General features: G+C 52.2%; 22 protein-coding genes and 1 riboswitch. Of the genes, 18 read left to right on the top strand and 4 right to left on the bottom strand.

All coding sequences use genetic code 11. The features are described 5' to 3' along the window. The first annotated feature begins 50 nt into the window (after window positions 1-50). Window positions 51-800: an SIR2 family NAD-dependent protein deacylase gene (locus MCJ35_RS16740; protein WP_025486322.1), complete on the top strand. Its 750-nt coding sequence runs from the start codon at window positions 51-53 to the stop codon at window positions 798-800. A gap of 91 nt (window positions 801-891) precedes the next feature. Next, window positions 892-1470 carry a L,D-transpeptidase family protein gene (locus MCJ35_RS16735; protein ID WP_025486323.1) on the top strand — a complete coding sequence of 193 codons (579 nt, stop codon included), beginning with the start codon at window positions 892-894 and terminating at the stop codon, window positions 1468-1470. Window positions 1471-1574: 104 nt separating this feature from the next. Here MCJ35_RS16735 and MCJ35_RS16730 read toward each other — a convergent pair whose 3' ends face one another. Continuing rightward, entirely contained in the window at window positions 1575-3032 is a 1458-nt protein-coding gene (locus MCJ35_RS16730) for a sodium:solute symporter family protein (RefSeq protein WP_008718406.1), read from the bottom strand. Window positions 3033-3235: 203 nt separating this feature from the next. Between MCJ35_RS16730 and MCJ35_RS16725 the strand changes: the two genes are divergently transcribed. The 7 genes from MCJ35_RS16725 to MCJ35_RS16695 all read left to right on the top strand — a co-directional run bounded on the left by MCJ35_RS16725 (window position 3236) and on the right by MCJ35_RS16695 (window position 11682). Then, window positions 3236-3937 (top strand): LytR/AlgR family response regulator transcription factor, encoded by a 702-nt coding sequence (locus MCJ35_RS16725; RefSeq protein WP_008718404.1) that lies wholly within the window; start codon window positions 3236-3238, stop codon window positions 3935-3937. A gap of 7 nt (window positions 3938-3944) precedes the next feature. Beyond that, on the top strand, window positions 3945-5249 hold the full coding sequence (locus MCJ35_RS16720; RefSeq protein ID WP_025486324.1) for a sensor histidine kinase: 1305 nt from the start codon (window positions 3945-3947) through the stop codon (window positions 5247-5249). Between the two features lie 95 nt (window positions 5250-5344). Further along, window positions 5345-5453: riboswitch (TPP riboswitch) on the top strand. A gap of 145 nt (window positions 5454-5598) precedes the next feature. Further along, window positions 5599-6390, top strand: coding sequence for a bifunctional hydroxymethylpyrimidine kinase/phosphomethylpyrimidine kinase (thiD, locus tag MCJ35_RS16715; RefSeq protein ID WP_025486325.1), 792 nt, complete (start codon window positions 5599-5601; stop codon window positions 6388-6390). A gap of 12 nt (window positions 6391-6402) precedes the next feature. After that, on the top strand, window positions 6403-7599 hold the full coding sequence (cytX, locus tag MCJ35_RS16710) for a putative hydroxymethylpyrimidine transporter CytX (RefSeq protein WP_025486326.1): 1197 nt from the start codon (window positions 6403-6405) through the stop codon (window positions 7597-7599). Between the two features lie 179 nt (window positions 7600-7778). Next, the gene (locus MCJ35_RS16705; RefSeq protein WP_025486327.1) at window positions 7779-8540 is read left to right on the top strand and encodes a peptidylprolyl isomerase; all 762 of its coding nucleotides are present in this window, start codon (window positions 7779-7781) and stop codon (window positions 8538-8540) included. Window positions 8541-8749: 209 nt separating this feature from the next. After that, the gene (locus MCJ35_RS16700) at window positions 8750-10186 is read left to right on the top strand and encodes a L,D-transpeptidase family protein (protein ID WP_025486328.1); all 1437 of its coding nucleotides are present in this window, start codon (window positions 8750-8752) and stop codon (window positions 10184-10186) included. A gap of 131 nt (window positions 10187-10317) precedes the next feature. Beyond that, on the top strand, window positions 10318-11682 hold the full coding sequence (locus MCJ35_RS16695) for an MATE family efflux transporter (RefSeq protein ID WP_008718393.1): 1365 nt from the start codon (window positions 10318-10320) through the stop codon (window positions 11680-11682). A gap of 74 nt (window positions 11683-11756) precedes the next feature. Here MCJ35_RS16695 and MCJ35_RS16690 read toward each other — a convergent pair whose 3' ends face one another. Further along, the gene (locus MCJ35_RS16690) at window positions 11757-12995 is read right to left on the bottom strand and encodes an AfsR/SARP family transcriptional regulator (protein WP_008718391.1); all 1239 of its coding nucleotides are present in this window, start codon (window positions 12993-12995) and stop codon (window positions 11757-11759) included. A 191-nt stretch (window positions 12996-13186) separates the two neighbouring features. Between MCJ35_RS16690 and MCJ35_RS16685 the strand changes: the two genes are divergently transcribed. From MCJ35_RS16685 to MCJ35_RS16665, 5 genes are all read left to right on the top strand, one after another. Then, window positions 13187-14053 carry a hypothetical protein gene (locus MCJ35_RS16685; protein ID WP_008718388.1) on the top strand — a complete coding sequence of 289 codons (867 nt, stop codon included), beginning with the start codon at window positions 13187-13189 and terminating at the stop codon, window positions 14051-14053. Between the two features lie 47 nt (window positions 14054-14100). Then, entirely contained in the window at window positions 14101-14997 is an 897-nt protein-coding gene (gene srtB, locus MCJ35_RS16680; RefSeq protein ID WP_025486329.1) for a class B sortase, read from the top strand. Window positions 14998-15299: 302 nt separating this feature from the next. Further along, window positions 15300-16241, top strand: coding sequence for a transporter substrate-binding domain-containing protein (locus MCJ35_RS16675; RefSeq protein WP_025486330.1), 942 nt, complete (start codon window positions 15300-15302; stop codon window positions 16239-16241). A 36-nt stretch (window positions 16242-16277) separates the two neighbouring features. After that, on the top strand, window positions 16278-17081 hold the full coding sequence (locus MCJ35_RS16670) for an amino acid ABC transporter permease (protein WP_008718383.1): 804 nt from the start codon (window positions 16278-16280) through the stop codon (window positions 17079-17081). Next, window positions 17078-17821, top strand: a complete 744-nt coding sequence (locus MCJ35_RS16665) for an amino acid ABC transporter ATP-binding protein (RefSeq protein WP_008718381.1) — start codon at window positions 17078-17080, stop codon at window positions 17819-17821. Before MCJ35_RS16670 ends, MCJ35_RS16665 begins: the two co-directional genes overlap by 4 nt. A 202-nt stretch (window positions 17822-18023) precedes the next feature. On the opposite strand, the gene MCJ35_RS16660 is transcribed toward MCJ35_RS16665, so the two are convergent. Continuing rightward, window positions 18024-18212 carry a hypothetical protein gene (locus MCJ35_RS16660; RefSeq protein WP_025486333.1) on the bottom strand — a complete coding sequence of 63 codons (189 nt, stop codon included), beginning with the start codon at window positions 18210-18212 and terminating at the stop codon, window positions 18024-18026. Window positions 18213-18407: 195 nt separating this feature from the next. After that, on the bottom strand, window positions 18408-20006 hold the full coding sequence (pyrG, locus tag MCJ35_RS16655) for a CTP synthase (RefSeq protein ID WP_025486334.1): 1599 nt from the start codon (window positions 20004-20006) through the stop codon (window positions 18408-18410). A 230-nt stretch (window positions 20007-20236) separates the two neighbouring features. Here pyrG and ftsH point away from each other — a divergent pair, with 230 nt between their 5' ends. The 4 genes from ftsH (at window position 20237) to MCJ35_RS16635 (ending at window position 26783) form a co-directional block, all read left to right on the top strand. Next, window positions 20237-22411 carry an ATP-dependent zinc metalloprotease FtsH gene (gene ftsH, locus MCJ35_RS16650; protein WP_025486336.1) on the top strand — a complete coding sequence of 725 codons (2175 nt, stop codon included), beginning with the start codon at window positions 20237-20239 and terminating at the stop codon, window positions 22409-22411. Window positions 22412-22441: 30 nt separating this feature from the next. Beyond that, complete coding sequence (locus tag MCJ35_RS16645) at window positions 22442-24532, top strand: sensor histidine kinase (protein ID WP_240299580.1); 2091 nt, start codon at window positions 22442-22444, stop codon at window positions 24530-24532. Window positions 24533-24695: 163 nt separating this feature from the next. Further along, window positions 24696-25460 (top strand): response regulator transcription factor, encoded by a 765-nt coding sequence (locus tag MCJ35_RS16640; protein WP_008718375.1) that lies wholly within the window; start codon window positions 24696-24698, stop codon window positions 25458-25460. Between the two features lie 216 nt (window positions 25461-25676). Then, on the top strand, window positions 25677-26783 hold the full coding sequence (locus tag MCJ35_RS16635) for a BMP family protein (RefSeq protein WP_025486339.1): 1107 nt from the start codon (window positions 25677-25679) through the stop codon (window positions 26781-26783). Window positions 26784-26803 lie beyond the last annotated feature (20 nt).

The raw sequence follows: 26803 nt of genomic DNA, 5'->3' as shown, positions 1-26803 counted from the left end.
TGGTTAACCTTCCGGCACTGCCGGGAGAGGGACTAAAGGGAGGTATCACTATGAACGGGAAGATAGAACAGCTGAGGAAGATCCTGGATGACAGCAACTATACGGTAGCGCTCTGTGGTTCCGGCATGATGGAAGAGGGAGGATTCATAGGAATCAAGAAGCAGGATAAGGCATATGACATTGAAAACCGTTATGGCTATGGTGTGGAGGAAATGTATTCCAGCGCATTTTACAATACGCGTCCGGAACAGTTCTTTGAGTTTTATAAAAAGGAAATGCTCCATAACGCCCCAAGGGATACGGCATCCGGTCCGGCCCTGGCCGCCATGGAGCGGGCGGGGAAGCTTCAGTGCATCATAGACAGCAACATCTATGACAAGCCAAGAAGGGGAGGATGCCGTCATGTCATTAACCTTCACGGAAGCATTTACCAGAACCAGTGCCCAAGGTGCAAGAAGAAATATCCGGTTACATATATAGCCCAGGCCAGGCGCGTACCGATCTGTCCATCCTGCAATATCCCTGTGAGGCCCATGATTTCCCTGATTGGGGAGATGGTGGACAGCCAGAACATGACCAAGACCACGGTTGAGATAACAAAGGCGGATACCCTGCTGCTTCTGGGAACCACCCTGGCCTCCGAGGTATTCCGGCAGTATATTGAGTATTTTACAGGACGCAATATCGTGATCATCCACAAACAGGAACACTATCTGGATAAGGAGGCTGCGCTGGTCATCCTGGACTACCCCATGGATGTGCTTCCGTTACTGGGATACGGGGAGGAAATAAATGCTTAGGATTTCCTTTCGATTTTATTACTTGCATTCCATTTCCGGGTCCATATGGTATAATGGCGTCAGGTAAAAAATGGTTGTAAGGAGAACAGACATGAGGAACATCCGTAAATGCCTTGGGCTTGGGCTTTTATCACTGGCCCTGGCGGTATCAGGCCCTGTAAGCGCCATGGCTGGGCAGACAGGACCGGGGGCAGTCTATAGGCCGTCCGTGAACGGTATCAGTATCTATGTAAGCAAAAAGGGAAGCACGGTCACCCTGAGCCGTTATAATTCCACCATCGGAAGCTGGCCGGCCCAGATTGGAAGGGAGTCCGCAACAGGGGACAAGGTGCAGCAGGGGGATGAGATAACTCCTTCCGGCAAGTTCTACGTGTGCACGAAGAATGACCAGAGCCAGTACTATCTGTCCCTGGGGCTATCCTATCCCAACATCGACGACGCAGAGCGGGGCCTGGCCGACGGGCTGATTAACGAGGAGCAGTACAAGGCAATCGTGGATGCCAACAAGGCAGGAGAGCAGCCGCCCTGGGATACGCCCTTAGGCGGGGCCATCATGATACATGGCGAGCAGGGGGGCGGTACGGCAGGATGTATTGCCGTCACCAACGACGTGATGGATATATTATGGGAATACTGTAACCTGGGGGTACCGGTCACGGTGGGACCATGACCGTCCGTCCCCGGATAAACATGACAGACCCGGCGCTGTCCCAAACCTTCAAAGGGTGGGACGGCGCCGGGTCTGTTCTTGTTTATATGATACGTTATTTCCTATCAGTCATCCTCTTCCGGCGCCAGTTCCGTGGATTCAACCTTCGGCGGCATGGCATAGGAGAAGATGATGAAGCAGATGAATGCCGCCACAAGGCCCGGGATGATGGGCTGGCTGAATTTGATGCCGAACAGCATTCCCTTGGATACATGTTCCAGGTATACAACCACGATGGTTCCCGCAATCAGGGAAGCAATGGTTCCTGCGGTGGAAGCCTTTTTCCAGTAGTGTCCCATTACATATGGGAAGAAGGAACCGGCGGCCCTCAGGGTGAAGCAGAACATCAGGATGGATACGATGCTCTGTGTGTTGAACAGGGCGATGAGCATGGATGCCACACCCACCAGGCACATGACAATCTTGGTCACCCTCATGACGGACTGGCTGGATGCATCCGGTTTTAACACGGCCTTGTAGATGTCATTGGCGAAAATGGAGCCTGCGCCTAACAGGTCGGAGTCGGAACTGGACATGGTTGCGGAAATAATTCCGGCAAACAGCAGGCCGCAGATGATGGCGGGCATGGTATTGATGGCAAGTACCGGAAGGGCGTAACGCGCGCCAACGGCGGCAAACTGGTCGGAACTGAACTTGCCCATATTGATTAATGCCAGGGTAATGATACCCAGGATGGTCGGTATGAACGCATAGATGAAGTTCACCAGCGCGGCCAGCCATGCGCCGCCCTTGGCAGCCTTTTCATCCCTTGCGGCATAGAAGCGCGACACCGCTTCCTGGCCCACGGAGAAGGTGGCCGTGTACATGATGACCAGGGAAATGATCCCGAACAGGTCATATCCCTCAAACAGGTTCAGGGTGCCTGCCGGGATGTTGGCGGATATCTGTCCCCAGCCGCCTGCATAATTCATGGCAAACGGAACAGCGATGATCATGCCGATCACAATCAGGAATACCTGGACAAAGTCTGTCAGCGTGACGCTCCAGAGGCCGCCCATGATGGAGTAGATGGTAACCACCACGGCAACGATGATGACGGCTACCTGGTAATCAATGTTTAACATGGTGGACAGGATGACTGCGGATGCAATGAACTGTCCGGCTGTAAGACCCACCAGGGGCAGCAGCATGATGATGGCTGTGATGATGCCGCAGGACTTGCCGTAGCGTCTGCGGAAATACTCAGGAACCGTCTTAACGGTGGCTGCCCGGAACTTGGGGGCAATGAAACTTAAGATGATGAATGCAATGCCCATGGTGGTGATGTACCAGGAAGCGCTGAGTCCATAGCCGGACATACCGTTCTGAACAACGCCCAGGGAGCTTCCGCCGCCGATTTCAGTGGCTGCCAGGGTGCCTGCCATGAGAAGCGGTCCAAGGCGGCGTCCGGCTACCATGAAGTCGGTGTTGGTGGAAATCTTGGTGGATGAATACCATCCGATCCACAGCATGAAAAGCAGGTAGACGATTACAATGATTGTTACAATGATGTTTGTACCCATAAAATCCCTCCTGTAATAATTTTCTTACAATAAGTGTACCATAAACCCGTTGTGTACTTAATGACCATTTCTGCAGAAAATATACCAAATATGACATTTCCGCCAGAACTTGACTTATGGGAGGAATCACCATAAAATAGAAGGAAATGTACGGGGGATATTACGGACAGGCGCCTGGTTCCATAGGCGGAGGGGGATGAAGGATGCTTAAGATTGCTGTCTGCGATGATACAAAGGAAGAATGCGCCCTGGTCGTGGGGTATACATCTGCTTTTTTTAGGGAACGCGGCAGGGAAGTACAGATTGATACATATGGGAACGGGACCGGACTGCTGGAATCCGGGAAGCAGTATGACCTGTATCTGCTGGATGTGATGATGCCCGGGCTTAACGGCATTGAGACAGCTGCCCGTCTGGGAAAAGGGAGCAGCCCGGTGGTCCTCATCACCTCGTCCCTGGAAGCGGCGGTGGATGGCTACAGTGTCAATGCAGCCGGGTTCATCCTGAAGCCCGTGGGGAAAAAGGACTTTGAGGCCACCATGGAGCGGGTGGTAAAGCAGCGCCTGGGTGGGGATGACGCCTGTATATCCGTGGTACATAACCGCGTGCCCCTGCAGCTTAAGCTGGAACGGATTGCATGGTTTGAGAACCGGCTTCACCGGGTCTTTGTAACCCTTACGGACGGGGAAGTGATTTCCATCCACCAGAAGCTGACCGAACTGCAGGAGGAACTGGGGGGATACCCGGGGTTCCTGCGCTGCCACCAGAGCTATCTGGTCAACCTGGAACAGGTGGAACGGCTGGAGGATTCCTGCTTCTATATGAAGGACGGCCAGATGATTCCCATATCCAGGAACTTTTACAAGCAGAGCAAGAATGCATATTACCATCACAGGCTGAAATGAGGTTCCTATGAACGACAATGCATGTACGATTATCCTGAACCTGATCAACATGGCCGTGCGCATGATGCCCATCTTTGTATGTCTGGAGCCAAAACACAGGAACCGGGAAAATATCGCGGCCGTGTCCGCCTATCTGTGGGTCATCATGGTATCCATGCAGTCCCTGTTCCATATCAGGCCGCAGGTGTTTTTTGTATTTCAGGGTGTGTTTTCCTGCCTGTTTTTTCTTGTGCTGCTTATCTTCTTCCAGGGCGGCCTGCTGGAAAAGGCATTCCTCTACATATCCGCCTGGCTTTTTGCAGTGCTGTCCACGTCCCTGAATGAATTCGCGGCCTGGCTGCTGCTTAACCGGGTCAGCCTGACCTATGGGCAGATTTCCGTGGTAGTGTCCCTGGTCTCTGCAGCCGGATTCTGCCTGTTTGTCCGTTACTTTCTTAAGGATACGGTGCAGCGCCTTTTTGCACAGCTCTCTAAACGTTCCTGTTCCCTGCTGCTTACGTATCCGTCCGTATCCCTGCTCGTCCTGTTCATCGGCACCAACACCATATTCTCGCCCAGGTCCCTGGCAATCAGGGGGATAGAGGACATCCTGTTCTTCCTTGCCCTTTGCGCCATGATCCTGGTACTCTATGTGATGATCCTGGGCAATACCCTGGGAATCATATGCCGCAGGAAGACGGAGGAGGAACTGCAGTTTGCAAGGCAGCTCATCGGCAAGCAGAGGGAGCACTATAACCAGACACTGGATTATATCGAACAGGTCCGCATCATCAAGCATGATTTCCGCCATCACATCCATGCGCTGCAGAACATGGGCAAGGAGGAGCAGGAACGGTATCTTCAGAACCTGAAGGAGGAGCTGGACCGCGCGGCCGACATGGTATTCTGCCAGAACCAGGCTGTCAACGGCCTGCTTCAGGAATATGCAGCAAGGGCCAGGCAGGGCCGGATTGATTTCGAGGCCAGGATGGACCTGTCGGCCCATGTCCCGGTGGATGACCTGACACTGTGCATTGTCATCGGAAACCTTCTGGAAAATGCCTTCGAGGCATGCAGGCGCCTGGAAACGGAACGGTTCGTCCGCATCCAGGCCAGATGGATGGAGGACCACCTGATGATGATGGTGGAAAATTCCTATGACGGCCAGATAAAGCAGAGCGGCGGCAGGATCCTTTCCAGCAAAAAGGACGGCGGCCTGGGAATCCTCAGCATACGCAGGATATTAAACCACCCGGGGGACGAATTCGACATGGATTATGACGGCGCCACATTTACCGCCATGGTTAAAATCGTGGACAGGATGATAAGATAGCTGGCCAAAGGCCGGGATAAGGATTGCAGCGGCCATCATGGCGGGATGGAAAAACAGATTGCTTTTTCCTGATTACGAGTTATAATAGGATTTGTAAATAGACAACGGGGAGCTCACTTAAGTGGGCTGAGAGTAGGCTGTTCATGCCTAGACCCATTACCTGATTTGGATAATGCCAACGTAGGGACCATAGGGATTATATGCCGGCGGTGCACCTGTTTTGGTGTACCGCCGTTTTGGCGCGCCTGCACGAGGCCGGTATCCGTTTCAGTTACTTTATGGCCCGGCGGCAGATCGGGGGCACCACCTTCTGCCGCCTAAGAAAATTAATGCGAAAAGGAGAATGACTATGTACACTGCATTAACAATCGCAGGAAGTGATTCCAGCGGAGGCGCCGGCATCCAGGCAGATTTAAAGACCATGACAGCCCATGGGGTTTACGGCATGAGCGCAATCACGGCCCTTACTGCACAGAACACAACCGGCGTAACAGGAATAATGGAAGTATCACCTGAATTTCTGGGTGAGCAGCTGGATGATATTTTTACGGATATCTTCCCGGATGCAGTAAAAATCGGAATGGTTTCCTCGGCAGGACTGATTGAGATGATTGCGGGAAAGCTGGCCTTCTATCATGCGTCCCATATTGTGGTGGATCCGGTCATGGCAGCCACCAGCGGATTCAGGCTCATTGACGGGGAAGCGGTTACTGTCCTTAAGGACAGGCTGATCCCCATGGCGGACCTTCTGACCCCCAATGTGCCGGAGGCGGAAATCCTGTCAGGGATGAAGATAAACTCCCCCGAAGATATGGAACAGGCGGCCCGCCTCATCGGGGACAGGTGCGGATGCGCCGTGCTGTGCAAGGGAGGCCATCAGCAGAACGATGCCAATGACCTGCTGTACATGGACGGGCAGGCTAAGTGGTTTTACGGAAAGCGGATCAACAATCCCAACACCCATGGAACCGGATGTACCCTTTCCAGCGCCATTGCCTCCAACCTGGCAAAGGGGATGCCCATGGACCTGGCCGTGGAACGGGCCAAGGCATATCTGTCCGGCGCCCTGGCTGCGATGCTTGACCTGGGAAAGGGAAGCGGTCCCATGAACCATGCATTTGCCATCCGTGGCGAATATTAAGGAGGCGGGGATATGAGCGGAAAAAAGACTTCTGTATTCAGCAATGGCTTAATCTGGTTCGGGGCCGGAGTGTCCATTGCGGAGATACTGACAGGTACATATCTTGCGCCCCTGGGATTTGGCAGGGGGCTGGCAGCCATCATACTGGGACATGTGATTGGCTGCGCCCTTCTGTTCCTGGCGGGCCTCATTGGCGGGTATACGGGAAAGAGCGCCATGGAAACCGTGAAGATGAGTTTTGGGGAGCGGGGGAGCCTTCTGTTTGTGCTGCTTAATGTGCTTCAGCTGGTGGGATGGACCTCCATCATGATATACGACGGCGCCCTGGCGGCAGGAGGCATCTATGGGGCGGGCCGTTGGGTCTGGTGCCTGGTCATCGGCGGCCTAATCCTCATATGGATATTGATTGGAATCCAGAACCTGGGGAAAATCAACGTAATAGCCATGGGGGCGCTTTTCATCCTCACCCTTATCCTGTGCCGTGTCATATTCGCAGGCCATGGCGCGGCGGTTGGCATATCAGACGGGACCATGAGCTTCGGGGCCGCCGTGGAGCTGTCCGTGGCAATGCCCCTGTCCTGGTTCCCTTTGATCAGCGATTATACCAGGGAGACTGAAAAGCCCTTTGCCGCCACGGCGGCCAGCGCGGCGGTGTATGGTATCGTAAGCATTTTCATGTACGTAATCGGTATGGGGGCGGCCATCCATACAGGGGAGTATGATATTTCCGTCATCCTGGTAAAGGCGGGACTGGGCCTTACCGGACTTCTGATTGTGGTGCTGTCCACGGTTACCACCACATTCCTGGACGCATATTCAGCCGGGGTATCCAGTGTATCCATCTCTTCCGCCATAAAGGAAAAATGGGCGGCAGTGGCAGTGACGGTGGTGGGTACCGCGGCGGCCGTCACATTTCCCATGGACAATATCACGGGCTTCCTCTATCTGATAGGATCCGTGTTCGCGCCCATGATTGCCATCCAGATAACCGACTATTTCCTGCTTGGCAAGGACTGCAGCAGGGACGCCTATTGCGTCAGGAACCTGCTTATATGGCTGGCCGGATTCATCCTCTACCGGCTTTTGATGCAGGTGGATACACCGGTGGGGAACACATTGCCGGACATGGCGGCCACCATGGCGCTCACCTATGTGTGCCACAAGGTATCCTCAAAGGATACGGGAACGGTAAATGTGATGAAAATGTGATAATTCCATAAAGTCCTTTACGTGGACAAGGTTTGGATGTTACAATATGCTCTGGCAGTTCATGCTTAATACCAGGAACCTTCCACTGCAGGGCGTGTTGGAAAACAGGCCCGGGATGTGCCGGGACATGCGGCTTATGGCGGTGATATACGGTTCCAGATGAAAGAGGAGCAGTTATGATGAAAAAATGGATGTGCGTATGTGTGACAGCCATGCTGGCGGTTTCCATGCTGGCCGGATGCGGCGGCAGGTCAGGCAGCAGTGATGCGGTGGCCCAGACCACAAAAGCGGAGAAGGAAAGCCGGACAGAGGCAGATACGAAGGAGCAAACAAAGACGGATACGAAGACGGAAACAAAGGAACAGGCGGGCAGTGAAGAGACCACAGGCACAGAAGGACAGGCAGGGGACAGCTGGATCTCACCTGAAGACCTGGAGGCAGCGGCCGGAGAGCATCATGTGAAAATCACGGTCAGGGATTATGGGACCATATCCGTAACACTGGACGGGGACAAGGCGCCGATTACAGTGGCGAATTACCTGAAGCTGGCCAAGGAAGGCTTTTATGACGGCCTTACCTTCCACCGCATCATTGACGGTTTCATGATTCAGGGCGGCGATCCCCTGGGAAACGGATTAGGCGGATCCGATGAGGAAATCAAGGGGGAGTTTGCCAGCAACGGCGTGGAGAACCCCTTATCCCACACAAGGGGAGCCATATCCATGGCCCGCTCGCAGATAAAGGACAGCGCCAGTTCCCAGTTCTTTATTGTACATGAGGACAGCACGTTCCTGGACGGGGAATACGCATGCTTCGGTTATGTGACAGAGGGCATGGAGGTAGTGGATGCAATCTGCGGGGACACCAAGGTAGAGGATAACAACGGTACCGTGGCAAGGGAAAACCAGCCGGTTATTGAGAGTGTTGAAGTGATTGATTAAGAGGACAAAAGACGGGGATGGATTCCTGCTTTGATGCAGGACGCCATCCCCGCCTTACTTTCCTCTTAGGTAAATCCTAACCTATCATTAATTAATTCTTACATTTTCCATTAACCGGTTGAAATTATGCTAAAAGGTTGTTATGTTAAGAAGGCAGAATGCCCCAATGGGGTAATTCTGGAAAAAGAAGTAAGATTGGGGTTTAATTTATGCAGAAATCAGAAAAAGGAAGAACCATTGGCAGGATGTTCGTGACGGCTTTGGCAGCAGCGGCCCTTGCAGCTGCATTTGCAGTGACATCCCTTGCAGACCAGGATGCTGATACATCCAGATTCGTGCCCGGCACCAGGGTGAACGGCGTGGGAATCGGCGGTCTTACAACAGATGAGGCAAAAACCAGGATAGAAGGTTTTTATGATGGCGAATATACATTAACCATCCGCAGACGCGGGGGTTCAGAGGAAACAATCAAGGGTACGGACATCGGGTACAAGGTAACGGTTCCCGAAGGGCTTCAGGCCATCCTGGATGCCCAGAATGCATCGGGCCGCAATTCGGGTCCGTCCACGGACAACTCCCATACCATGGACATGACGGCGGCCTATGACGCGGAGGCCCTGACGGCAAGGATAAAGGCGTTATCCCTTATAAGCGGTTCCGGTATCACAGTGACAATGGATGCCCGCATCTCTGCGTATGAGGAAGGGAAGCCCTTTACCATCATCCCTTCGGTGCAGGGTAATAATGTGGATGAGGATAAGACCATAAGCGTGATTGAGGCAGCGGTAAAGGCGGGACAGGCATCCGTGGACGTGGACCAGGCCGGATGCTATTACCAGGTCAATGTGCGGGAAGACAGCGGGGAGCTGAAAGCCCTGTGCGACACCATGAACCGGTACAGGAACGCAACCATCAATTATGTGTTCGGGGATGTGAAGGAACCTCTTACAGGAGAGACTATCTGCAGCTGGATTACAGGAAGCCAGGGAACCACGGCAATCCTGGACCAGGAGAAGGTGGTGGCATTTGTCGCCGGCCTGGCAGGAAAGTACGATACGGCAGGGACCGCCAGGACATTCCATACAGCGGGAGGCCGGGACGTGGAAATCACCGGACCTTACGGATGGAGGCTGGATGTGGCGGGGGAGAGCGCTGCCCTGACCCAGCTGATCCAGGCAGGACTTGCAGAGGGGGAGCAGGACAGGGAACCGGTATATGCCGCCTCGGCCGCCAGCCGCACAGCGCCTGACTGGGGGACCACATATGTGGAAATCGACCTGACCGGGCAGCATGTGTACATGTTCCAGGAAGGGAACCTGGTGTGGGAAGCGCCCTGTGTCACAGGGAACATTGCCAAGAATTATAACACGCCTGCGGGAATCTACAGCCTGACCTATAAGGAGATGGACCGGATACTCAGGGGAGCCAAGAAAGCGGACGGCACCTATGAATACGAGAGCCATGTGGATTACTGGATGCCCTTTAACGGAGGAATCGGCCTCCATGACGCCAACTGGAGAAGCAAGTTCGGAGGGGCCATCTACCAGACAAGCGGAAGCCACGGATGTATCAACCTGCCCCCGGCCAAGGCAAAGGAGCTTTACGGGCTGGTTTATAAGGGGATGCCGGTACTCTGTTACGAGTAGCGGCGGTCTTCTGGGATAATTGTTAAAAATGTATGCTCTGCCCATAAAATCCTGATTATTTTCTACTTGCAAAATAAATGCAAACAGGGTAAATTAATCAGATGAATTCATAGAAGCAGAGAGGATAAGATATGGCCAAGAGTGCGACAAAGGACATGACGGAAGGGTCGCCTGTAAAACTGATACTGGGGTTTTTCATCCCCATGCTGTTCGGACTTCTGTTCCAGCAGCTGTACAATATGGCTGACACCATTATCGTGGGAAAGTTCCTGGGGGTGAAGGCCCTGGCGGCAGTCGGCTCTACCGGTTCCATTAATTTCATGATCATCGGGTTCTGTCTGGGGGTATGCAGCGGGTTTGCCATTCCCGTGGCACAGAAGTTCGGGGAAAAGAACATGAAGGCGCTCAGGAAGTTCGTGGCAAACAGCGGATGGCTGGCAGCCATATTTGCAGTTGTCATGACGGTTGTTGTCTGCTTTTTCTGCCGTGACATCCTGGTCCTGATGCAGACGCCGGAGGATATCATCGAGGGGGCTTACAGCTACATATTCGTGATCTTCCTGGGAATCCCTGCAACGTATCTGTATAACCTGCTGTCCTGTACCATACGCTCCCTGGGGGACAGCACGACCCCGCTTATATTCCTTGTATTTTCATCGGTGGTGAACGTGGCTCTGGATCTGTTTACCATCCTGGTACTGGACATGGGCGTGGCGGGGGCCGGGTGGGCCACCATAACGGCCCAGGCCATATCAGGAATCCTGTGCCTTGTCTACATGCGCAGGAAGTTCACGATCCTTAAGATGGATGAGGAGGAGTGGAAGCCCGACCGCCATTATATGAAGATACTGTGCAACATGGGAATACCCATGGGACTCCAGTATTCCATCACGGCAATCGGAAGCGTGATCCTGCAGACCTCTGTTAATTCCCTTGGCTCCATGGCAGTGGCCTCGGTGACCGCGGGCAGTAAGATCAGCATGTTCTTCTGCTGTCCCTTTGACGCCCTGGGTTCCACCATGGCAACCTACGGAGGCCAGAACGTGGGGGCAAGGAAGCTGGACCGTATTGATAAAGGCCTGAAAGCGGGAACGCTTATAGGCTGTGTCTATGCGGTGGTGGCATTTGCAGTACTCTACTTCATGGGGGAATGGGTTGCCCTGATGTTCGTGGATCCGGGCGAGACGGAGATACTCAGGAACACACAGTGGTTCCTGATTGCCAACAGCCTGTTCTTCATACCGCTTCTGGGGGTCAATGTGGTGCGCTTCATGATACAGGGCCTTGGGTATCCAAGGCTGGCAATCCTGGCAGGTGTGTGTGAGATGGCGGCCCGTTCCTTTGTGGGCTTCTGCCTGGTACCTGTGTTTGGCTACCTGGCAGTCTGTATTGCCAATCCGGTGGCGTGGATTGCGGCGGACCTGTTCCTGATACCGGCATATCGGTATGTGATGAAGAGTCTGAATAAGATGTTTTACGGAAAGGCAAAGGCATAAGGAATCATCATTAGAAAAGCTGCGGCAACCAATGTCCGCAGCTTTTATATATTACCTTGATATGAATGTCATGGTTACAGTGGAATCGCAGACTCGGAACTGCGTTCCCATGGCAGGACCGGCTGGAGTTTAAATTCCACACGCAGGTCCTTCCTGTTGTATTGCTTACGGAAATTAGAGGTTATCCGCTTTAATACCATCTCACCCTTCTCGGCAGTGACCGTTGGAAGCAGGACAATGTACTGGCTGATGCTGTAACGCGTGTACACATCGCTGCACCGGAGGGAATTGCGTATGGCATAGTTGAGATGTTCCATGGCTTTGTTGAGTATGGCGAGCTTAGGCACATGTCCATCCAGGTCGCTGACCGTAAGAAGGCAAAGATAGATGGAATCACCTGTCCGTTCTATGGCCCTGCGTTCCAGCTGGAACAGGTCGTGGAATACCGGGTATTCACAGTAGAATGCCCCGCCTGAAGCCTCTTCCCGCAGCGTTTCCTGGATGGAATCCAGGTTGGTGTTGATGCCCTGTTCCTTGCTGCGGATGGTTTTATATAAATTCTTAAAATGATCCGATGGGGAGATAGAGAATTCATTGTAGAATAAATCCATGGTATGGTTGTATTCTTCAATGGCCTGGCTGGTGTGTCCGTCCTTGTACAGGGAGTATACCAGATAGTAATGGAATTCTTCATCAAACGGTTCGATTCCAACTGCGGCCTGGCAGATGGAGGTAATCTGTGAAAAGTCCTCCCGCTCCAGCAGCAGGTCCACTGTCTTATACACCAGCTTCTGATAAAGAGAGTGGTAATACGTGCTGATTGGGATGACCCAGGATTCATATTCTGATTTTGGAAGGAAATCACCTTTGTATATGGACAGGCCCTCAAGGCAGAGCTTAAGGATGTCATCCCCGTTGTGGGGCTGGCTGATTGCCCGGGTACAGATGGACTCAAACTGGTCAATGTCCAGAACCGTAGGGTATTCCTGGGTCCAGGCATAGGAACCTCTCTGCTGTACCAGCAGCTTCTGGGGAGGAAGCCCCAGTGGTTCAAGGAGCTTACGGGAACGGAACATCAGTGTCTTTAATGCGCCGCCGGGATTGACTCCTGGGTCGTCTGACCATATGATATTTATCAGTTCATTGGGACTGATGTCCTTTTTTTGGAACACAACAAGATACTCTAAAAGGCACCAGGGCTTCTTAGACTGATTGCTGTTGTCGGTTATCTCTTTATCACCAACCTTTATTGAGAAACCGCCCAGGGTATTGACATGGATTGTGGGCTTTTCTTCTGAAGCTGATGTTATCATGGCGATTCTCCTTTGCATTACAGAGTACTACACTTTAGTATACTAATCAATAATGGAAATGTCCAGAAAAAAAATCAAAAAAAGTTTTAGGAAAAGGAAGTTTTGTAACCAAAATGTAACCGGCCACTGTTATACTGGTGACAGGATAAATGGGGCGTTTTCTAACATTTCATAGAAAAGTAGGTGAATATATGTCTGTTTCGCGAACAGGAGCACTGCAGGAGTCACACAAATATTATACCATAAGCATAGATAGTTTTGACGGACGCCTGTTGAGAGGACAGGTTTATCATGACAGCCTGGATCATGGACTGCGGTTTCGCAGCCTTTCTGAAATGGCATTAATATTAGAAAGCATGTTTGACAGACTGCACTATCCGATGAATAGTGTGGAGCAAAGGATTTTCCATAAAAGATCCCTGTCTGCCAAAAGCAGGGATATATCTGACGGGCCAGGGGAAAAAGAAGGACGGACAGAGGGAAGGCTGGGGCAATTCAGGCTTCACGTAAAGTACCGGTTCCACGCCACATGGCAGGGAGATATCAGGAATTTAAAAGATGGGAAGACATTTTCCTTTTTAAGCTTCCTGGAACTGATGGAGTATTTCAGCAGGACCCTTGGGGACAATGGCGGGGAGAACCCCTTTGGCCTTGGCAAGAAGATGTGCGAAGTGGTTGTACGCAATTATGAGGACTTTGTCATGAGCGGGGATGTCTCCCATCCGGCAGTGGAAAAGCGGATGGATTTCTGCAATGAGTTCGATTTGAGGGAAGAGATTGGATATATGCTTAACCCCCTGCCTGTTGGGGCAGAGGAAGAGAATCTGATCGTACCCAGGACCGTGACTGTCAATACAGGTAATTTTGGTCCTGCCACATTCGTGGTCCGCATACTCTTCAAGCGGAATTCCACCTGGCAGGGAACCATATGCTGGAAGGAAAAACGCTGTCAGGTAAGCTTCCGCAGCTTCCTGGAGATGCTTCTCCTGATGCAGGATGCAGTGATTTACAGCGAGGGATGGGAAGAGGAAGGACCGGAAGTGACGGCAGCGGTATAGGCGTGATACATGACATGGACAGAACTGGAAAGGACAGACAGGGATAGATGGAGCAGAACAAGGGCAGAAGCAGGGTACGCAGGATCATCATCCTCCTGCTGGCGGCAGTCATGCTGGTCAGCGGAGGCTTAAGCCTTCACAGCTACCTGGAGGATAAACGGGCACAGGAGGAGTACGAACGGCTGGCAGAACTTGCCAGGGAGACAACCGCACCCGTGGAGACGGAGGCGCCCGAAGCGCCGGAGGAGACAGAGCCTGAGACAGAACCATATGTTTCCCCCATTAATTTTGAGGATCTGATGGAGGAGAACCCGGATACCATAGGCTGGATAAAGGTACCGGATACCAATATTGATTACCCCATTGTCCAGGGTACGGACAATGATTTTTATCTGAACCATGATTTTTATGGGAAAGAGAGCGTTGGCGGGGCCATTTACCTGGATTTTGAAAGCCAGGGGGATTTTGTGGGCCGCAACAACATCCTGTACGGACATAACATGAAGAATGGAAGCATGTTCAAGGATGTGATTCATTATAAGGATGAGGAATATTTTAAGGAACACCAGTATTTCAGCATCTACACGCCGGACCGTGAGATTAGGCTTAAGGCGGTTGCCTGCTATTACGGCGAGGCACAGCCCATTGTGCGCAAGACACGGTTCAAGTCCCAGGAATCCTTTGATGCGTTTGTGCATGAGATGATTAAGCCCTGTTCCTTTGCAGAGGACGTTACATATCCGGCTAAGACGGTTTATACCCTGGTTACCTGCAGCTATGAGATTAATGATGCCAGGACCTTCCTGTTTGCAGTGGAGGTGGATGAGGACGGCAATGAGATTGGGCCGGACGCGCAGTTCCTCCAGAAGATGGATGATTTGATGAAGGAAAGGGCCCAGGCAGCTTCCGCGGCAGCACAAGGGAATGAAGGGCAGAAGAACTGATTTTCAGCAGCCACAAATCCAAATTGGTGGATTAGTGGCTGTTTTTACAAATATTTATACTGTTTTTACGCATAAAAAAGCATAAATAGGTATTGGAAATCAGGACGAGTTATGCTATACTTAGCACGTTAGGCACATTTATTTAAGAAAATAAAGTGTGCGAGGGATAATAGGGCAAGGTTAAACTGTTTAAGAGATTGCCGGTCATCAGATGACATTGGAGTCATACCTGTGTGGATGGGTGTGGCTTTTTTCTTAGACAGCCATACCGGCATAGTTTCAATCAAAGAGGAGAGATTATTATGAAAATGAATGCGAAGAAAGTATTAGGCATGGTTCTGGCAGGCGTCCTGGCAGCAGGTTCCCTGACAGCATGCGGCGGAAGCGGTACGGCAGATACCACTGCAGCAGCAACCCAGGCACAGGATGACAAAGCAGCAGCAACCGAGGCATCCGGTGAAAGTGACGCCGGGGCAGCAGAAGCATCCGGTGAGAAGAAGACCTTAAGGGTTGCCATGGAGTGCGCCTATGCGCCATATAACTGGACACAGCCCGATGACGCCAACGGCGCTGTACCCATTGCTGACAGCAATGAGTTCGCATACGGATACGACGTCATGATGGCAAAGAAAATCTGCGAGGAACTGGGATATGACCTGGAAATCGTCCGTCTGGATTGGGATTCCCTGATTCCGGCCGTCACGACAGGCAAGGTTGACTGTGTCATTGCCGGACAGTCCATCACCTCCGAGCGTCTTCAGGCAGTTGACTTTACCGAGCCATATTACTACGCAACCATTGTTACCCTGGTAAAGGAAGGCAGCAAGTACGCGGATGCAAAGAGCGTTGCCGATTTGGCTGGCGCTACCTGTACCTCCCAGCAGAGCACTATCTGGTACAATACATGCCTGCCTCAGATTGAGGGAGCCAATGTACTGGCAGCCACTGCAAGCGCACCTGACATGCTGATGTCCCTGAACGCTGATAAATGTGACCTGGTGGTGACAGACCAGCCCACAGGCAAGGGCGCGCTGGTTGCATACCCCAACTTCAGGATGCTTGAGTTTGGCGGCGGCGCAGATGATTTCCAGGTGACGGAAGAAGATATCAACATCGGTATTTCCTTAAAGAAGGGCAATACTGAGTTACAGGAAGCAATCAACAGCGTACTTACCAAGATGACAAAGGATGACTTCTCCAGTATGATGGATGAGGCAATCTCTGTACAGCCATTAGCTAATTAATCAACAAAGTACGAAGGGACAGTAAGGAGAAAGGATATGCCTACAGACTTTTTCGGCCGTGTAATGGTCGTATTCAATAAATATGGTATGTCAATGCTGCAGGGCGCCGGCGTCAGCATGAGGATTGCCCTGGTTGGTACATTGGTGGGCTGTATCATCGGTTTTGCCGTTGGTATCGTGCAGACCATACCCAGCGCAAAGGGAGACAATCCGGTTAAGAGGGTACTGCTTTGGATCATAAAGCTGATTCTCAACGCTTATGTGGAATTTTTCCGCGGAACGCCCATGATGGCCCAGGCCATGTTCATCTACTTCGGGCTTCTGCCTCTGTTAGGCATTGATATGTCCATGTGGGGAGCTGCTAATTTCATCCTCTCCATCAATACGGGCGCATATATGGCAGAGACGGTAAGGGGCGGGATCCTTTCCATTGACCCGGGCCAGACCGAGGGCGCCAAGTCCATCGGGATGACCCATGTGCAGACCATGATATATGTAATCCTGCCGCAGGCCCTGCGCAACATCATGCCCCAGATCGGCAATAACCTGATCATCAATATTAAGGACAGCTGCGTGCTTTCCGTCATCGGTGTCACGGAGCTGCTGTACAAGACAAAGGCTGCTGCAGGAGCTCTTTATATGAACTTTGAGACATATACCATTACCATGATCATGTACTTCATCATGACATTTACCTGCTCCAGGATCCTTCGCTGGTGGGAGAACCGGATGGACGGGGCGGACAACTTCGACCTGGCCACCACGGATACCCTGGCGTATACCAGCGGCATGTACCGTTTCCCGGATGATAAGGCCAAGAATAAGGAGGATGCGGGATGAAGGGTGATAATATCTTAGAAATCCGTCATTTGAGCAAGACCTTTGGCACCAACCTGGTTCTTAAGGATATTGATTTTTCAGTCAGCAGCGGGGATGTTACCTGTATCATCGGGGCATCCGGTTCCGGAAAGTCCACGCTGTTGCGGTGCCTGAACCTGCTGGAGACACCGACCACAGGGGAGATCGTCTACCACGGCACCAACATTGCGGACAAGAAGGTGAATGCGCCCCAGTACCGCTCCAAGGTGGGGATGGTATTCCAGAGCTTTAACCTGTTTAACAACATGACGGTACTTGAAAACTGTATGATAGGACAGACCAAGGTCCTGAAAAAGAATAAACCGGAAGCCCAAAAGAACGCCATGTACTATCTGGAAAAGGTGGGGATGGCGCCATATATCAATGCCAAGCCAAGACAGCTTTCCGGCGGGCAGAAGCAGAGGGTAGCCATTGCAAGGGCCCTTGCAATGGAGCCGGAGGTACTTCTCTTTGACGAGCCGACCTCGGCCCTGGATCCCCAGATGGTGGGAGAGGTCCTGGAGGTCATGCGCAAGCTGGCCGGAGAAGGCCTGACCATGATTATCGTAACCCACGAGATGGCATTTGCCAGGGACGTATCCAGCCATGTGGTATTCATGGCCGGGGGAGTCATCGTGGAAGAAGGGGTACCGGAACAGATATTCGGAGCGCCTAAGGACAGGCAGACCCAGGAATTCCTCAGCCGCTTCATGCATGGCTGATATACGGTCTGACTCAATCATTAACTCAATCATTAAAAAATAAGGGGAAAAGTATCCAGGCCTGTTATTAAGGCCAGGGTGCTTTTCCCCTTAACGTATATGATAAGGTCTTGGGATACCATGATTCCGTGCAGAAGCTCCTGGGTTTCCGCATTCCCATAGTATCCCTTTATTATCCCTTGCAGATGGGTGCATCCGGGATTCATCCCTCCGCATCCCCTTCATCCTTTACCGCCATTGTTATATAGGGATAAAGGTCCTCATATGCCTCCTGCTCCGCCTCGTCCTGGGGCAAAGAGGGAATCAGGCCGGTGCAGTCCATGGTGGAACAGGCCTGGATGTCTATGTCAAAGGGATCTTTGTCCTGTGCTTTGTTTTCTGGTTCATTCATGGCATTACCTCCGCTTTGTGTTTAGGGATAGTTTGTGCAGCGGGAGTGATGTTATACTGGAAAATATATGATTGGCATGGAGTTAAGGGGAAGATACAGGCAGCCGGTGTGAAGGGCTGCCTGTTCGCTGTTCCGGCCTGTCTGTCATGGCGCGTTTATCTGATCATGCATTTATCGAACCATTCATGAATCTGATCATGCTTTCAGGGCGGCTTCTATGAATCCCCTGAACAGCGGATGGGGACGGTTGGGCCTGGATTTGAGTTCCGGGTGGGCCTGAGTGGCGATGAACCATGGATGGGATGGGATTTCAATCATTTCCACGATGCGTCCGTCCGGGGAAAGGCCGGACAGCTTCATGCCGTTCTGGGTAAGCAGGCCGCGGTAATCATTGTTTACTTCGTAACGGTGCCTGTGGCGTTCATGGATGGTTTCATCCTGGTAAAGTTCATATGCCCTGGAGGATCTGTCCAGAACACATGGGTAGGAACCAAGCCTTAAGGTGCCGCCGATGTCCTCGATGCCATCCTGTTCCGGCATCAGGTGGATGACCGGGTGGGTGGTGGAAGGATCCAGCTCAACGCTGTGGGCGTCCTTGAATCCGATTACATTGCGGGCAAACTCCACGATGGAAAGCTGCATGCCGAGGCAGAGTCCCAGGAATGGAATCCCATGTTCGCGGGCATACTGGATGGCGTATATCTTACCGTCAATGCCGCGGTCGCCGAATCCGCCGGGCACCAGGATTCCCTTTACATCCCCAAAGAGCCGGGGAGCATTTTCACCGGTGACCTGTTCTGAGTCCACCCATTTGATATTGACCTTGGCATGATTGGCAACACCGCCGTGCTTCAAGGCCTCAACCACGGAAATATAGGCGTCGTGAAGCTGGATGTATTTGCCTACCAGGGCCACGGTTACTTCTGTTTCCGGGTGTTTCCATGCGTCAATCATATCCTTCCATTCGGTCAGGTCGGGTTCGGGACATGGCAGGTTCAGGCATTCGCAGGCTGACTGGGCAAGGTGTTCATTTTCCATGACAAGGGGAACTTCATAAAGCACGTCCACATCCAGATTCTGGAGGACGTGGTGGGGGGGAACGTTACAGAACAGGGCAATCTTGTCCTTGATGCCCTTGTCCAGAGGTTTTTCAGAGCGGCAGACAAGGATGTCGGGCTGGATGCCCATTCCCTGAAGGTCCTTGACGCTGGCCTGGGTGGGCTTCGTCTTTAGCTCCTCAGAAGCTTTCAGATAAGGAATCAGGGTCACATGGATGATGCAGGTGTTGCCGGGGCCTGCTTCATGCTGGAACTGGCGGATGGCTTCAAGGAAAGGCTGGCTTTCAATGTCGCCCACGGTTCCGCCCACCTCGATGATGGCGATTTCGGTTTCTGTCTCGGAATAGTTGCGGTGGAAGCGGCTCTTGATTTCGTTGGTAATATGGGGGATTACCTGAACGGTGCCGCCGCCGAAGTCTCCGCGGCGCTCTTTGTGCAGAACGGTCCAGTAGACCTTTCCCGTGGTCACATTGGAATTCCTGGTAAGGCTTTCATCGATGAAGCGCTCGTAGTGGCCAAGGTCCAGGTCTGTTTCGGCGCCGTCATCTGTCACGAACACTTCTCCGTGCTGGACAGGGTTCATGGTGCCGGGGTCAATGTTGATGTAGGGGTCGAACTTCTGCATGGTTACCTTGTAGCCTCTGGCTTTCAAAAGCCGGCCCAGGGACGCTGCCGTAATGCCTTTTCCAAGGCCGGATACAACGCCGCCGGTAACAAATACGTACTTGACTGGCATGTGGGGATACCTCCTTTTTGGTTTGTGTGACGTCTGTGTTGATAGTATCAAAAAAATAACTGATACATTATACATCGGCATGTAAAATAAATCTAGGAGTTTTTGTAAAAATTTAAGAAAATTAATTGTTCTTTTCTTGATTTATGGGGAGACTGACACTATAATGGTAGAGAATGGGTTTTTGTTGGTAAATGATAGATAGGCCCATTCAGAGGGAGAATCTGTACAATATGGATAATAATAACAAACAAGATCCGAATATGAAGAGCAACTGGCAGACCATCACCATGCTGCTGATTGCTGCACTGCTTACATTTGGACTGGTGAGCTGGATGAACTCCTACCTGAATTCCAAAAAGCGCCAGGAGCTGTCCTACAATGAATTTGTCAAGATGGTGGACGGCGGCGAAGTGGAATCCATCAAGATAGGCGGCACCGAGATTACAGTCGTGCCAAAGAAGGATAATACGAAGTATTCCCAGGATCTGGATTACTATGTGGTGAAGGTGCCGGGGGATTATAAGTTCGTGGACCGTTTCCTGGATAATAATGTGGAGACACATCAGGAAAACAAGGACGCCAATACCCTTCTGCTGGTACTCCTCAATTATGCGGTCCCATTCCTGTTCCTGCTGTTCCTCATGAATTTCACCATGAAGCGCATGGGCGGCGGGGGAATCATGGGCGTTGGCAAGAGCAACGCCAAGATGTACGTGCAGAAGGAGACCGGCGTCACCTTCAAAGACGTGGCCGGGGAGGACGAGGCCAAGGAATCCCTGACCGAGATTGTGGATTTCCTGCACAATCCCGGCAAATATACCAAGATAGGCGCAAAGCTTCCAAAGGGCGCCCTGCTTGTGGGACCTCCGGGAACCGGTAAGACCCTGCTTGCAAAGGCAGTGGCAGGCGAGGCCCATGTGCCGTTCTACTCCCTGTCCGGTTCCGACTTTGTGGAAATGTTCGTGGGTGTGGGCGCCTCCCGTGTCCGTGACCTGTTTAAGAATGCAACGGAGAATGCGCCCTGTATCATTTTCATCGACGAGATTGATGCCATTGGACGCAGCCGTGACAGCCGTATGGGCGGCAATGATGAGCGTGAGCAGACACTGAACCAGCTCCTTTCCGAGATGGATGGTTTTGATTCCACCAAGGGACTTCTGGTACTGGGCGCAACCAACCGTCCGGAAATCCTGGACCCGGCCCTGCTCCGTCCGGGACGTTTTGACAGGCGTGTCATCGTGGATAAGCCTGACCTCAATGGACGTATCAACATCCTCAAGGTACATTCCAAGGATGTGCTTCTGGATGAGAGTGTGGACTTTAAGGATATTGCCCTGGCTACCTCGGGCGCCGTGGGCGCCGACCTGGCCAACATGATGAATGAGGCAGCCATCAATGCGGTTAAGCATGGACGCAGCGCCGTGTCCCAGAAGGACCTGTTCGAGGCAGTGGAGGTTGTGCTGGTAGGTAAGGAGAAGAAGGACAGGATTATGAGCAAGGAGGAACGCCGCATCGTATCTTACCATGAGGTGGGCCACGCCCTTGTAAGCGCCCTTCAGAAGCACTCGGAGCCGGTACAGAAGATTACCATCGTGCCAAGGACCATGGGCGCTTTGGGCTATGTGATGAACGTGCCCGAGGAGGAGAAGTACCTGAATACCAAGAAGGAACTCCAGGCAAGGCTGGTTGAGCTGATGGCCGGACGGGCGGCAGAGGAGATTGTGTTTGAGACAGTCACCACCGGAGCGGCCAATGATATCCAGCAGGCCACCAATCTGGCAAGGGCCATGGTAACCCAGTACGGCATGTCTGAGAAGTTCGGCCTCATGGGGCTGGAATCACAGGAGAACCAGTACCTGACCGGGCGCAATGTATTAAACTGCGGTGATGCCACGGCGGCGGAGATTGACAAGGAAGTCATGAAGATACTTAAGGATTCCTATAACGAGGCAATCAGCCTGCTGAGCGATAATAAGGATGCCATGGACCAGATTGCGGCATTCCTCATTGAGAAGGAAACCATTACAGGTAAGGAATTCATGCAGATTTTCCGCAAGGTAAAGGGAATACCGGAGCCGGAGGAGAAGTCGGAAGACAAGGCTGTGGATAAGCCGGAGGATAGGTCCAAAGGAGAGTCAGGAAATCGTGCTGGGGAAATGCCAGAGGATGAAGATACAGGCCGTGAGTACAGGGCGCAGGAACAGGCGCCTGTAGGCGGGAATGGGGCCGGGCAGGATCCGGTTGAAGGCAGCCAGGATACAGCCGGACAGGATGCAGGGAATTTCCCGGCTGACGGTCCTTCTGCTGACCATACCCCTGGAGACAGTACATCCGGCAGGTATCCTGCTTCTGACGATACCCAGGAAAACCGCTGGAATCATCCCGGAGATGGATACAGGAGCTGATATTTCCCGCCGGGCATTAGGATTGGTGTATTGATTGGGATAAGGATAGGTTACAGGATTGATATGAATGATATGCTTCCCCCGGACATTGCGGATGTCCGGGGGATTTTTGATTTAGTTATGGATGCGGGTGTGGGTGCAGGTGTGGATGCGGGTATGGATGCGGGTGTGGGTGCAGGTGTGGATGCGGGTATGGATGCGGGTGTGGATGCAGGTATGGATACAGGTGTGGATGCAGATCTGGAGGTATTATTTCTTCCTAGTGAATCCGGCGCCTATCTCTGCTATAATAGGATGGAGGAACTGCATGCTGCAGTATCAAATGAACAGTATCCGGAGGAACGGGTTATGGGACATATGTCATTCCGCTTAAAGCTTACGCTGGTATTTATCGTGACGGTCATGATTGAGGGCGCCCTCATTGGAGGATTTTCCTATTTCCACAGCAGGGATATCGTGGTGAAGAACAAGAAACAGGAGATGTCGGATACCATTAACCGCATTGACATCAACATCAATGTGAAGGTGCGCTATATCATGGAGGTGCTGGATAACGCGGCGGACAGCGAACTGGTGCGGGGCGCTTGCCTGACGGGATGGGACCAGGGGGAGAGGAGCATCCGCAGGACCTACCTGGACGACTATTGCTCCAGCCTCATTAAATCCATTGGCGAGCAGATGGACATTTCCATTATCAGCCAGTCCGGGATTTTATATACCACGGGGGAAAACGGCCGGGTAAGTCCAGGGGACCTGTCAGGGGAAATGCTGGCCGAATATTATGACGCGGTAGGGGACAGGCACAATAAGGCCGTGTGGGCGGGAATCATGCCTGCCCTGATTGCAGGTCCGGAGCAGGAACGCCAGGTGGTGACGGTCGCCAGGGCCATTATGGATGAACGCCAGGACCGGGTGCTGGGTATCATGGTCATTGAGCTGGATCCGGATATGTTCAGCAACCTGCTGCTGGGCAACCAGGGGCTGTTTCAGTACCAGTATCTTTTTATTGTGGACCAGAAGGGGGAGGTCATATGCAGCAACCCCAAGGTGGACAAGGGATGGCAGGAGGAGATTGACGACAGGTTTGAGCGGGGGATCCGCCGCTTTGACCTGGAGTGGAGGGGGAAGGAATATTATGTCTGCGGCCAGTACAACGGGGTCACTGGCTGGAAGTCCTATTCCGCAATCCCGGCAGAAGGCCTGTTCCCCCAGGCCAAGGATTTAAGCAGCGCAATCTGGCTGGTGGTGATGATGTGCACCATTGGGATTGCCCTGGTGATTGCGGTGCTGGTCTATGCCATGGCAAGGCCCATCAAACGCCTTTGCGTGGCCATGAGCCAGGTGCAGGAAGGGGATTTCACGGTGCGTGTGCCAAACAGGAGGAAGGATGAGATTGGGGAACTGACAGATTCCTTTAACTACATGGTGGACAAGATCAATACCCTGATCCGCCAGGTCTACCAGGAGAAGATTGCGCAGAAGAATGCGGAGGTACAGGCGCTGCAGGCGCAGATCAACCCGCATTTCCTGTACAATACCCTGGATTCAGTGAACTGGATGCTCATTGACAGGGAGGAGTATGATATCAGCGACATCATCATTTCCCTGGGCAGCCTGATGCGCTACTGCATCGAGGACGAGAACGCCTTTGTGCCTCTGGACAGGGAAGTGGAATATGTGATAAGCTATTTGAAAATACAGAAAAACCGCCTGGAGGACAAGCTGGAGTACCAGGTGCAGGTGGATGACAGGCTGCGCCAGGAGAAGGTACCCAAGCTGATACTGCAGCCCATGGTGGAAAATGCAATCACCCACGGCATAGAGCCGCGCAAGCAGAAGGGAAAGGTAAGCATCCTCATAAGGGATGCGGGGGACGAGATACTGGTTACAGTGGAGGACGACGGGATAGGGATGACGCCGGAACAGCTTAACCACCTGAAGGAGGAACTGCCGGACCTGGAGAAGGAAGGACACACCGGAATCGGACTTCGCAATGTGGACAGGCGCATCCGGCTTCACTATGGGGAGCAGTACCGCATCCGGATTGAAAGTGTGTATGGAAAAGGGACGTCCATACATCTGAGGATACCAAAAGAAAACTCGGGACAGATATCAGGCTAGACGTCGGGATAGACATCAGGACAGATATCAGGCCGGACATCGGGACAGATATCAGGCCGGACATCGGGACAGATATCAGGTTGGACATCAGGCCGGGCAGGGCATAAAGGACCAGACCTGGCCGGATAAGCCGTGTATTGGGAGAGGGGAGGAACATTGAAACGTGAAATTGATGATTGTGGATGATGAGCCGAAGATCAGGAACGGCCTTTTGAAACTCCTGGGGGCCAGGGATGGATGGCAGGTTACCGGAGTGTTTGAGGACGCCCTTTCGGCCCTGACCGCACTCTATGACAATGAGGCGGATGTGATTGTGACGGACATCAAGATGCCGGAGGTATCCGGCCTGGAACTGATCCGGCAGATAAGGGAGAGGAACCAGGACATACATATCGTGATCCTGAGCGGACACAGTAATTTTGCTTATGCCCAGAAAGCCATTGAACTGGGAGTGACCAGGTATCTGCTGAAACCCACCAATCCAAGGGAACTGGTTGCGGTGCTGGAGGGCATCGAGAAGGAGCTGAAGCAGGGCGCAGGGGATGCGCCGGATAAGAAGCAGCCGCCTCAGGAGGGGGAAGCCGGATCCGGGGCAGACGGGGACGGCGTGGGAAACCTGTTGGTGCAAAAGGCCATCCAGTATGTGGAGGTACACTACGGAGGGAGGATAACGCTGAAGGACATGTCGGAAGAACTGCACCTTTCCCCTAATTATCTGTGCGAGCTTTTTAAACGCCATACGGGTAAGAACCTGATGGAGTATGTAACTGAGTACAGGATGATGAAGGCCAGGAACTATCTGAACCATGTGGAGTATAAAGTATCGGATGTGGCTGAGATGGTGGGGTACAAGGAGGCCAAGTATTTCAGCAGCACTTTTAAGAAAATGTATGGGATGACACCCCTGGAATACCGTAATAAGAGATAAAAGGATTTTGTGGAATCATGAAAAAGGCTGGAAATATGACGAAAAATCATATCCAGTCTTTATTTTATTGGACAATACCAACAAATTCCGTAATATTTTGGAGTAAATAGTAATCTCACAGAATTGTGGGACACATAGGCCGCTGATATACTATTGCTATAAGAAATTCGTACACGTAAGACCGTTGACAGACAAGTAAAAAGGAGGACTGTAATTATGAAGAAAAGATTAGGCGCGTTATTATTGGCAGCATCCATGGTGATAAGTACGGCGGCACTGGGCGGCTGCAGTTCCGGCAAACCAGCTGAGACAAAGGCAGCCACTGAGGCGGCGGCGCCTGCGGGGGATGGCAAGGAAGCTGATACCAAGGTGGCTGAGGCAGCTGCGCCCGCAGCAGACGGCAAAAGCGCGGCGGATTATAAGATTGTACTGATCCTTCCGGGACCAATCAATGACCAGAGCTGGAACGCAACCAACTATGCGGGCCTGGTTGCATGTAATGAGACACTGGGCACCAAGATGGAATACGTTGAGAATGTTCAGGCCTCTGACTATGAATCCACATTCCGGGAATATGCGGAGCGGGGATATGACCTGATCATGGCGGCCGGTTCCCAGTTTGACGAGGCAGTTGCAGCCGTGGCCCCCAACTATCCGGACACCACCTTCTGCGCCGTGAATGGTTCCAAGTGTGACGGCGACAATGTGGCCCCTATTTTCCCGAAGGAATATGAAGCCAGCTATGTGGCATCCATTATCGCAGGATACGTGACAGAGAACGGAAACTTCGCAACCATCGGCGGCTTCCCCAATGAGCCGATGGAGCATCTGATGGATGTATATGAGAAAAACGCGGTTAAAATCGCAGAGGAGAGAGGCATCTCCGGCGCAAAGGCAACAAGGGCTTATGCCAATACATGGGATGATGTGGCCCTGGGCAAACAGATGGCTGAGCAGATGATTGACAACGGCGCGGATACACTGTTTGTATATGCCAACGAAGTGGGACTGGGATGTATTGAGGCAGCCAAGGCAAAGGGAGCCAAGTTCATCGGCTTTTCCAGCGACCAGACCACCATTGACCCAAACACGGTGGTGGCTTCCGTAAACTTTGATTTCAAGAACTTCTATGTATGGGCAATCGGGCAGTACATGGAAGGAAAGCTTTCAGGCAACATGGTCCATGAGGCCGGCATCAATGAGGATATCTTCGTACCTGTATACACGGACAACATCACCGATGAGGTGAAGGCTGCGGTTGACCAGGGACTGAAGGATTTCAAGGATGGGAAAGTAGATCTGCAGGCAATGTTTGAAAAATAATATGGTAGATATGAAAGGGC

The sequence above is a fragment of the Enterocloster sp. OA13 genome (assembly GCF_022440595.1).
Lineage (GTDB): Bacteria > Bacillota > Clostridia > Lachnospirales > Lachnospiraceae > Enterocloster > Enterocloster hominis.
This window is presented reverse-complemented; position numbering and strand designations above follow the sequence as displayed.

What these genes read in the sequence shown, in the direction of transcription:
- MCJ35_RS16730 (WP_008718406.1), bottom strand. Translation starts at nt 3,032, where the DNA reads ATGGGTACAAACATCATTGTAACAATCATTGTAATCGTCTACCTGCTT.
- MCJ35_RS16700 (WP_025486328.1), top strand. Translation starts at nt 8,750, where the DNA reads ATGCAGAAATCAGAAAAAGGAAGAACCATTGGCAGGATGTTCGTGACG.
- MCJ35_RS16660 (WP_025486333.1), bottom strand. Translation starts at nt 18,212, where the DNA reads ATGAATGAACCAGAAAACAAAGCACAGGACAAAGATCCCTTTGACATA.
- MCJ35_RS16695 (WP_008718393.1), top strand. Translation starts at nt 10,318, where the DNA reads ATGGCCAAGAGTGCGACAAAGGACATGACGGAAGGGTCGCCTGTAAAA.
- MCJ35_RS16685 (WP_008718388.1), top strand. Translation starts at nt 13,187, where the DNA reads ATGTCTGTTTCGCGAACAGGAGCACTGCAGGAGTCACACAAATATTAT.
- pyrG (WP_025486334.1), bottom strand. Translation starts at nt 20,006, where the DNA reads ATGCCAGTCAAGTACGTATTTGTTACCGGCGGCGTTGTATCCGGCCTT.
- MCJ35_RS16720 (WP_025486324.1), top strand. Translation starts at nt 3,945, where the DNA reads ATGAACGACAATGCATGTACGATTATCCTGAACCTGATCAACATGGCC.
- MCJ35_RS16665 (WP_008718381.1), top strand. Translation starts at nt 17,078, where the DNA reads ATGAAGGGTGATAATATCTTAGAAATCCGTCATTTGAGCAAGACCTTT.
- MCJ35_RS16690 (WP_008718391.1), bottom strand. Translation starts at nt 12,995, where the DNA reads ATGATAACATCAGCTTCAGAAGAAAAGCCCACAATCCATGTCAATACC.
- ftsH (WP_025486336.1), top strand. Translation starts at nt 20,237, where the DNA reads ATGGATAATAATAACAAACAAGATCCGAATATGAAGAGCAACTGGCAG.
- MCJ35_RS16635 (WP_025486339.1), top strand. Translation starts at nt 25,677, where the DNA reads ATGAAGAAAAGATTAGGCGCGTTATTATTGGCAGCATCCATGGTGATA.
- cytX (WP_025486326.1), top strand. Translation starts at nt 6,403, where the DNA reads ATGAGCGGAAAAAAGACTTCTGTATTCAGCAATGGCTTAATCTGGTTC.
- MCJ35_RS16725 (WP_008718404.1), top strand. Translation starts at nt 3,236, where the DNA reads ATGCTTAAGATTGCTGTCTGCGATGATACAAAGGAAGAATGCGCCCTG.
- thiD (WP_025486325.1), top strand. Translation starts at nt 5,599, where the DNA reads ATGTACACTGCATTAACAATCGCAGGAAGTGATTCCAGCGGAGGCGCC.
- MCJ35_RS16705 (WP_025486327.1), top strand. Translation starts at nt 7,779, where the DNA reads ATGAAAAAATGGATGTGCGTATGTGTGACAGCCATGCTGGCGGTTTCC.
- MCJ35_RS16670 (WP_008718383.1), top strand. Translation starts at nt 16,278, where the DNA reads ATGCCTACAGACTTTTTCGGCCGTGTAATGGTCGTATTCAATAAATAT.
- MCJ35_RS16740 (WP_025486322.1), top strand. Translation starts at nt 51, where the DNA reads ATGAACGGGAAGATAGAACAGCTGAGGAAGATCCTGGATGACAGCAAC.
- srtB (WP_025486329.1), top strand. Translation starts at nt 14,101, where the DNA reads ATGGAGCAGAACAAGGGCAGAAGCAGGGTACGCAGGATCATCATCCTC.
- MCJ35_RS16675 (WP_025486330.1), top strand. Translation starts at nt 15,300, where the DNA reads ATGAAAATGAATGCGAAGAAAGTATTAGGCATGGTTCTGGCAGGCGTC.
- MCJ35_RS16735 (WP_025486323.1), top strand. Translation starts at nt 892, where the DNA reads ATGAGGAACATCCGTAAATGCCTTGGGCTTGGGCTTTTATCACTGGCC.